The 7315-nt window shown below is 45.1% G+C and carries 8 protein-coding genes; 1 reads left to right on the forward strand and 7 read right to left on the reverse strand.

What is annotated here, in order from left to right:
* Nucleotides 1-64 precede the first annotated feature (64 nt).
* Genes OU792_RS16540 through OU792_RS16570 form a run of 7 tightly spaced genes read right to left on the reverse strand, consistent with a single transcriptional unit; the run spans nucleotide 65 to nucleotide 6220 of the window.
* Nucleotides 65-1132, reverse strand: coding sequence for an asparaginase (locus OU792_RS16540; RefSeq protein ID WP_026947844.1), 1068 nt, complete (start codon nucleotides 1130-1132; stop codon nucleotides 65-67).
* Nucleotides 1122-1904: a TatD family hydrolase gene (locus tag OU792_RS16545; RefSeq protein ID WP_222583846.1), complete on the reverse strand. Its 783-nt coding sequence runs from the start codon at nucleotides 1902-1904 to the stop codon at nucleotides 1122-1124. The genes OU792_RS16540 and OU792_RS16545 overlap by 11 nt, the downstream gene beginning before the upstream one ends.
* Nucleotides 1901-2998 (reverse strand): glycosyltransferase, encoded by a 1098-nt coding sequence (locus tag OU792_RS16550; RefSeq protein WP_166669357.1) that lies wholly within the window; start codon nucleotides 2996-2998, stop codon nucleotides 1901-1903. Before OU792_RS16550 ends, OU792_RS16545 begins: the two co-directional genes overlap by 4 nt.
* The gene (locus OU792_RS16555) at nucleotides 2995-3621 is read right to left on the reverse strand and encodes a polysaccharide deacetylase family protein (protein WP_134199801.1); all 627 of its coding nucleotides are present in this window, start codon (nucleotides 3619-3621) and stop codon (nucleotides 2995-2997) included. Before OU792_RS16555 ends, OU792_RS16550 begins: the two co-directional genes overlap by 4 nt.
* Nucleotides 3608-4834 (reverse strand): PP2C family protein-serine/threonine phosphatase, encoded by a 1227-nt coding sequence (locus OU792_RS16560; protein WP_446698915.1) that lies wholly within the window; start codon nucleotides 4832-4834, stop codon nucleotides 3608-3610. Before OU792_RS16560 ends, OU792_RS16555 begins: the two co-directional genes overlap by 14 nt.
* A 2-nt stretch (nucleotides 4835-4836) precedes the next feature.
* The gene (locus OU792_RS16565; RefSeq protein WP_342453743.1) at nucleotides 4837-5094 is read right to left on the reverse strand and encodes a hypothetical protein; all 258 of its coding nucleotides are present in this window, start codon (nucleotides 5092-5094) and stop codon (nucleotides 4837-4839) included.
* Entirely contained in the window at nucleotides 5069-6220 is a 1152-nt protein-coding gene (locus tag OU792_RS16570) for a glycosyltransferase (RefSeq protein ID WP_134199799.1), read from the reverse strand. Before OU792_RS16570 ends, OU792_RS16565 begins: the two co-directional genes overlap by 26 nt.
* A 21-nt stretch (nucleotides 6221-6241) precedes the next feature.
* Between OU792_RS16570 and ruvC the strand changes: the two genes are divergently transcribed.
* Entirely contained in the window at nucleotides 6242-6817 is a 576-nt protein-coding gene (gene ruvC / locus OU792_RS16575) for a crossover junction endodeoxyribonuclease RuvC (RefSeq protein ID WP_134199914.1), read from the forward strand.
* The last annotated feature ends 498 nt before the right edge of the window (nucleotides 6818-7315 follow it).

A 7315-nucleotide genomic window follows, 5' to 3' on the forward strand; every position in this document is an offset into this window, starting at 1 on the left:
GGAGTGCAAAGAAAAAAATTATTCGACCCCTTTCCAAATTTCCCGCGAAAATACCCAAGCTTTCTCAGGTCGTCATCTCCCCCGCTATCGGAATGGTCAGTTTTCGCCGGATTTCTTCCCGATCTTTTGACTGCCCCAAAAGGAACATCAACTTGGTCACTGCCGCTTCGGTAGTCATATCCGCACCACTAACCACACCCACATTTAAAAGCTCTCGGGAGGTTTCATAGCGTCCCTGAATCACCCGTCCACCATTGCATTGGGATACATTGAGAATGATCAAGCCTTTGGCAATGGCCCGCTCGAGTGACTTCATAAACCAAGATTCACTGGGACTATTCCCCGATCCATAGGTCTCAAGAACCACCCCGCGCAAATCCGGGATGGCAAAGCAGGCATCCATGATTTTGTCTGTAATCCCCGGGAAAAGCTTAAGTACCATCACCCGATTGTCCAGCTCATTGAGCAATTTGAGCTTTTTGCTGGGTTCATAGGGACGAATAGCCGCCAATTGATAATCAATCACAATTCCTGACTCAGCTAAGGGCGAATAGTTTTCAGACTCAAAAGCATCAAAATGAACGCTCTGCACCTTTTTGGACCGGTTGCCCCGAAGAAGTAGGTGATTGAAAAAGATACAAACCTCCGGAACGATAGGCTTATCATCGATCTTGGCTGTCGCGATCTCCAAGCTACTCATCAGGTTTTCACGGGCATCCGAGCGAAGCGCTGAGATGGGCAATTGTGCACCCGTAAAAATCACCGGCTTATTGAGCCCTTTCAACATGTAGCTAAGCATAGATGCAGAGTAGGCCATGGTATCCGTACCGTGCAGCACCACAAAACCATCGTAGCTGTCGTAATTCTCGTAAATGATGTAGGCCATATCCTTCCAATGCAAAACAGAAACATTGGAGGAATCAATCGGTGAAGGAAAAGAAATCACGGTGATAGCTACATCCAGGTTATTAATAATCGGGATCTTCTCCAGAATCTGCCCAAAATTAAAGGGTACCAATGCCCCACTCTCATCGTAGGCCATGCCCAAAGTACCTCCGGTGTAGATGATCAAGACCGAGGAAGTCTTACTGGTCTTGGCCCGGGTATTCAGGCGAACTATTTTATAATTCATTTTCAAATTTCTCAAACAAATTTAAGGCGTTTGAACTAGTAGCCTCAGCGACCTCATTAGCGCTCATTTGCATCAAATCTCCTACTCGCTCAGCAATATAAGGCAAATAAGCGGGGGTATTTCGCTTTCCCCGGAAAGGTACCGGTGCCAAATAAGGTGCGTCTGTTTCTAAAACCAGATTTTCTATGCTCAGATGCGGTAAAACCTGATCCAAGCCTCCATTCTTGTAAGTGACTACTCCACCGATCCCCAGCAAAAAGTCCAGCTCAATAATCTGCATGGCCTGAGTCAAGTTGCCGGTAAAGCAATGAAAGATTCCTCTGAGTTTTCCATTCTGCATCTCCCGAATGATCTCTATAGTCTCATCCATGGATTCCCTGCAGTGAAGCACGATAGGAAGATCGAGTTCCAAGGCCCAGGATATTTGCTCGCGCAAAGCAATTTTTTGCTGCTCAAAGAAGCTTTTGTCCCAATACAAATCCAAACCTATCTCCCCTACTGCCGCGAATGGGCGTTTCCACAGCCATTCTTTCATCACCTGAAGCTGCGCCTCAAAATCCTCCTTCACATCACAGGGATGCAAGCCCATCATGGGAATGCAGCGGCCTGGGTAATCCTTCTCCATTTGAAACATCTGATCGATGGTCTCCACATCCACATTCGGCATGTAAATCCTCTCCACCCCTGCCTCTTGGATAGCGTCCATGACCGCTTTCCGGTCAGATTCAAATTTGGGAGAATAAATATGGGCGTGTGTATCAATCAGTCTCATCGGTAGGTTCGGGATTTCCACTCGGTAGAAGAAGGCCAAAAGTAATAAAGAATACTCAGGAGGGTAAGCGGTAGGAAGTAAAAATCAAATAGAAATAATAAATGAATCTTTAGCCTTTGACCGGTTTTGGATGCGAAATACTGAATAAAGATAGCCAGCAGAAGAGCTTTGAGCACTAGAAAGAGCCCACCAAACAAGCCATTAGAAAGGATTAGAATGAAAATCAGGGGAAAATAGGCAAACTGCAAACCTAAAGCCAATTGCCAATACCAGGGTAAAGTCACCACGCCACTCATCCAGCGTTTTCGCTGTTTGAGAAGCTGAAATAGGCTTACTTCAGCCTTGGTTCGTGCGAGTGACTTGTCACATACTTGATGGGAAATGGCAAATCCTGCCTGCCTGATTTTTCTGGAAATCTCCAAATCCTCTGTCAAGCTTTTACTTGCGGCTTCAAAACCTCCCGAAGCCAAATAAGCCTCCCGGGAAATACTCATATTGTTGCCCAAACCCGTCGTGGGAATCCCCCAATCTGTAGCAACCTTGACAAAACCCAAGGTCATCCACCAGTCCAGCTCCTGAAATCTGCCTAAAAGACTTCTTCCAGCGACTTGGGTGATGCCCAAAACCATCCCCGTTTTGCCTGTGTAGGCAGCTAATAGACTCTGAATCCAATCGCGAGGAACTTCACAGTCGGCATCGGTAAAAAACAGGAATTCTCCCTGACAAAGCCTCCCCAGCTCCGCCAAAGCTTTCGCCTTTCCATTGCTGCCTTGCTCCGGCTTTGCTGTGCTGATGATTTTTACATTTTCTTTTCCCTTGGCCCATTGATGAAGTATTTCCAGAGTACGATCCTCACTTTGGTCATTGGCCAGAAGAAACTCCAGCTTTTCCACAGGATAGCTCAAATGATCCAAAGAGGCTAGTAATCTCGGGAGATCCTTCTCCTCATTACGTGCGGCTACCAGAATACTGACTTTCGGAAATTGATCAGAAACCTTGATAGGGAAGCTTTTCCAGTGAAATTTCAAATGCCAAAGCCCAATCAGAAAAGGGCTAATCGAAAGAAAGGCCAATATCCAAGCGAGGGCTATCAAAGCAGTTCGGTCTTCCAACCCCTATCAACCAGATAATCCAAAAATGTTGGAAGTATTCGAGTCAAGCGCTCTTGGGTTTTCTCCTGATCATGAAAAACCACAATCGAGCCTGAGTCCATTTTTTCGGTGCTTCCTTTGATCACCTGTTCATCATTCAAATCGAAATCATAATCTCCAGAAAGCACATCCCACATGATGACTCTTCGGGTCTTAAGGAGTTCTTTAGCTTGGCTGGGTCGCAATTGACCGTAAGGAGGCCGAAAGAGCTTGGTTTGGAGTCCCAGCTTTTCCTCCAAAATCTGATCACAAAGCTCGACATCCTGCAGATAGGCCTCCAAATCAGTCTTCCAACCTTTTAGATGATGATAGGTGTGATTGCCGATTTGATGTGCACTTTGGATGATTGCTTTTGCCAGATTTGCATGCTTGCGTACATTATCTCCCACCACAAAAAAAGTCGCCTGTTGATTTCGCTTTGCCAGCTCATTCAGCACAAAATCCGTCGCTCCCGGTACAGGTCCATCATCGAAGGTCAGAAAAACTGTTTTCCCCTCAGTTGGAATTTTCCATTCCCTTTTTGGAAAAACTGCCTGTATCGTGGATGGAACCTTATGAATGACCATTTTTAAAGCGAAGACTGAATAATGTCAGATCATCCCGCAAAGCTTCTTTTTCTCGGAATTTTTCAAAGCGGGCAAGAAATGACTCATGAAAATCCTTGGGGTCCATACAAAGATGCCCGGAGACAAAGTCTTTCAAACGATCCTCCCCAAACTCCTCTTCGCTCTGATCCATGGCCTCGGTCAATCCATCCGTGTAGAGATGTAGCGTAAAATCTCCGCCAAGCTTCCTTTTTCCCGCCTCCATAAATGGCAGCTCCTCGAAGGCTCCAAGCACCGTAGTTCCCGCATGGAGCAGCTCGATTTCTCCGGCATGCTCATGACAGAGAATGGGCGGATTATGCCCGGCATTCACATAGTCCAAGGTTTGGGAATGGCGATCATACATCCCAAGAAAAAAGGTAATGAAGCGCTCTCCATGGGTATTATCAAAAAGGGTGAAATTCAACTGATTGACTATGGTTGTAAGCGAGCGCTCTCCACTTCGCAATAAGGTCCGAAGCGATGCCTGAAAATTAGACATCAGCAAAGCTGCGGCGATCCCTTTTCCCGACACATCTGCAATACAAAAAAAGTCAAGACCGTCTGCCACACGAATCAAGTCGTAATAATCTCCCCCCACCATACTGTGAGGAATATAAGTCACTTTTGCCTGCAAATATCCTTCTTCGGGAAGATTCCTGGGAAAAAGTAACTGCTGCACCTGCGAGGCAATCGCCACCTCACGATTGAGCACTTCCTGCTGAAGTTGTTTTCGTGCAAAGCGCTTGTTTTCCAGAGCTACCACCAGAATATTGGTCAAGGCCTGTGTAAAGTTCAAATCCAGATCCTCCTCCAGCCGCTTGCGCTTAATGAAAAGAATCGCGAGCATTTTATCCTTATGATAGACGGGAAGGTAGGTCTCCAACTCTTCGAAGGAAAAACCTTCATCCAGATGAAGTTCCAGTTTTTCGGCCGACTTGGTTTCGTGGATTTGATCCAAGGAAATGACTGGTGGAACCTTGGCTTTTACTCCATGTGAGATTTTCTTCTCAAAACCTTTCTCCGTCTGCATGTACAGTATCAGGGAGCGGATATTGAGGTGTATCAAGCAAGTAAACTTGAAAATCTCCGTAAGGGTACTCTCCGGTTGATTTTCATTGATAGCCTGCGTGATCTCCAGTAGAGATTTGAGCTCCAGTTCTTTACGTTGATATTTTTGGTTGGTTTCTGTCAAAATCAAATTGCATTATGGGCCATCAGCCCTTTTTTGGTGGCAAGGAAAAGCATGCTTTTGCCTTCGCTTAGAATATCTACATTTCCAAAAAGCTCATCATCGGGAGAAGCAAGACACTTGATCATTCCCTTTTGGAAAAGCGAATGAAGGGTCTGAAGCAACACTTCGTCACTCCAGCCTAGTTCTTCCAACAAATAATCAAATGATTGGACGAAATAAAGCTCGTCCAGCAAGTCAAATTCCTCGTCTGTCAGTTCCATTTACTTCAAAATTAACATTTCCTCGGATGCTTCTCCCCTTCCAGCTATAATTTCCAAAAATAGCTCCAAAACCGATACGAAGGGAATAGAACGGATGAAACAGACTCGTCCATAAAAAGGCACTTTCGCTGGGCTTTTCGCCGTAATATTCAAGAATCCCGCCAAGTGAGAATTTCTCTCCCAGATATTTCAAAGCCCAAATTGTGAAGAAATAAGCCCATCCCAAAATTCCTTCAAAAAGGAAGAGAATAGATCCCAACCAAACTAATTGGAGAAGAAAAACAGTTACAGAAGCCAGCAAATGCGAGAGGGATTGATGGGCGCGCCATTTTCCCGCCCAGCGGATGCGCTGATTAAAAAAAGCCTGCCAAATAGTCTCTGATTGGGTACGAACCAAAGCTTCTTTTTTGAACTGGTAATGCGTGCTTTCTTTTCCAAAAAATTGGTGGATTTTTTTTAGCAGAAACTCATCATCTCCTGATAGCCAATGTTCATTTCCTGCATAGCCACCGACCTTCAGGAAAGCGGATTTCCGAAAGGCTAAATTAGCTCCACTGCACATCAAGGGCTTTTTTTTAACAAAAGAAAAACCCGTCAAAAGCAAAATACTCGCCCAATCCAAGAGTTGAAAATCAGCTAGAAATCCATCATCCCCCTCGGTCAATACCGGCCCAGCTACCAGCTGAATGGAAGAATCAGAAAATGGAGCTTTCATTTGCTCCAGCCAAGTCGACCTCCATTGGCAATCTGCATCCGAAGTGAGTATAAGATCCGTATTTGCCGCAGCTACTCCTGATTGAAGTGCAGCCTTTTTACCTGAGCCTGTACTTCGGATCAGCTTGTAGGACTTTCGGTTTTTGATCAGTTCTTGAAGCCTTTCAAAAGTGTCATCCTCACTTTGATCATCGATGAAAATAATCTCCTCTAATTCCTCCTCGATTTTTCCTAAAAGACAGAGCATTCGATCCAGGTTTGGAGACTCATTCCGAACTGGAATCAAAAGGCCGGCTGTAAGCTGAGGCTGATCGAAATAGCGGTCCTGAGCAGCCTCACTGATCCATTTGACCCGCAGGTAAACCAAGAAGAGGCAATAGACAAAGGCACCTATCAAATAAAAACTTAGCATCTTTTGGACTATCTTGCGGCAGTGAGTAAAGAAGCTAAAAAAGCCGCAAAGGAAAAAATCATTCTCGGGATCGACCCCGGCACCAATGTGATGGGCTATGCCTTGATTATCACGGAGGGCAAGCAGTACAAACTGCTTCAGTACGGGGTGATTCACCTGAAAAAATACGGAACGCATGAATTGAAGCTCAAGAAAATCTTTGAGCGGATCACCGGTATTTTGGAGGAGTTTTTGCCCGATTCAGTGGCGCTTGAAGCCCCATTCTACGGAGCCAATGTGCAATCCATGCTTAAGCTAGGGCGAGCTCAGGGTGTGGCTATGGCGGCAGCTTTGGCGCGGGAAATCCCCATCACCGAATACTCTCCCAAGAAAGTCAAACAGTCGGTAACCGGAAATGGAAATGCCTCCAAAGAGCAGGTTGCTGCGATGCTTCAGACACTTTTTAAGCTGGAAGAAATCCCCAAAATGCTGGATGCCACCGATGCCTTGGCTGTGGCACTTTGTCATCACTTTCACGAAGGAAGAATCCAAAGCCGCGGTAGAGCTGCCGGCTGGAAATCCTTTATCGAAGAAAATCCTGGAAGGGTGAAGAAGTAGGGGGGAATAATAAAACAGAAAGTCACGGCTCGAACCTGCGCTCAAGATTAATGAAAATAAAAAAGGACACGATCTGCGGCATTTCTCACAAGCGGCGGAGCTTCGCGCAGACTCATTTGATTTCACCCATCTTTTCAGCTGGCCTCGTTTTGAGAAATAAGGTTATCTGACTACTTTTTCACCCCCTATCAATTCCCTTGCAGCGCCTTCCTTGATTTGAATTGAAAAAGTTGGGTATTACTTTAGCCTGACTGTAAATTTGGAAATATCACTTTTCAAAAAAATCATTGATCGAGACCCGTTCTGATGGTAAATAAAAAGATAATCCGAAGTCTCACCAATAAATTTCAAATTGTTATTAGTGCTGTAAGCCGTTCCTTCATGGAAAAAGGAAAGTTGTTTTCTGTTTGGTTCGTTTTTTAAATTTGTCCCCTGCTTTTCCCCAAATGAATATGAAACAACGAGTATCATAATCGATCCAAAAATAATAGTAGATAC

This window comes from Algoriphagus sp. NF (genome assembly GCF_028823735.1).
In the GTDB taxonomy this organism is placed as follows: Bacteria; Bacteroidota; Bacteroidia; order Cytophagales; family Cyclobacteriaceae; genus Algoriphagus; species Algoriphagus marincola.

Excerpts from the sequence above, each read along its gene's own strand:
- OU792_RS16570 (WP_134199799.1), bottom strand. The coding sequence starts at position 6,220 with ATGCTAAGTTTTTATTTGATAGGTGCCTTTGTCTATTGCCTCTTCTTG.
- OU792_RS16545 (WP_222583846.1), bottom strand. The coding sequence starts at position 1,904 with ATGAGACTGATTGATACACACGCCCATATTTATTCTCCCAAATTTGAA.
- OU792_RS16540 (WP_026947844.1), bottom strand. The coding sequence starts at position 1,132 with ATGAATTATAAAATAGTTCGCCTGAATACCCGGGCCAAGACCAGTAAG.
- OU792_RS16565 (WP_342453743.1), bottom strand. The coding sequence starts at position 5,094 with ATGGAACTGACAGACGAGGAATTTGACTTGCTGGACGAGCTTTATTTC.
- OU792_RS16555 (WP_134199801.1), bottom strand. The coding sequence starts at position 3,621 with ATGGTCATTCATAAGGTTCCATCCACGATACAGGCAGTTTTTCCAAAA.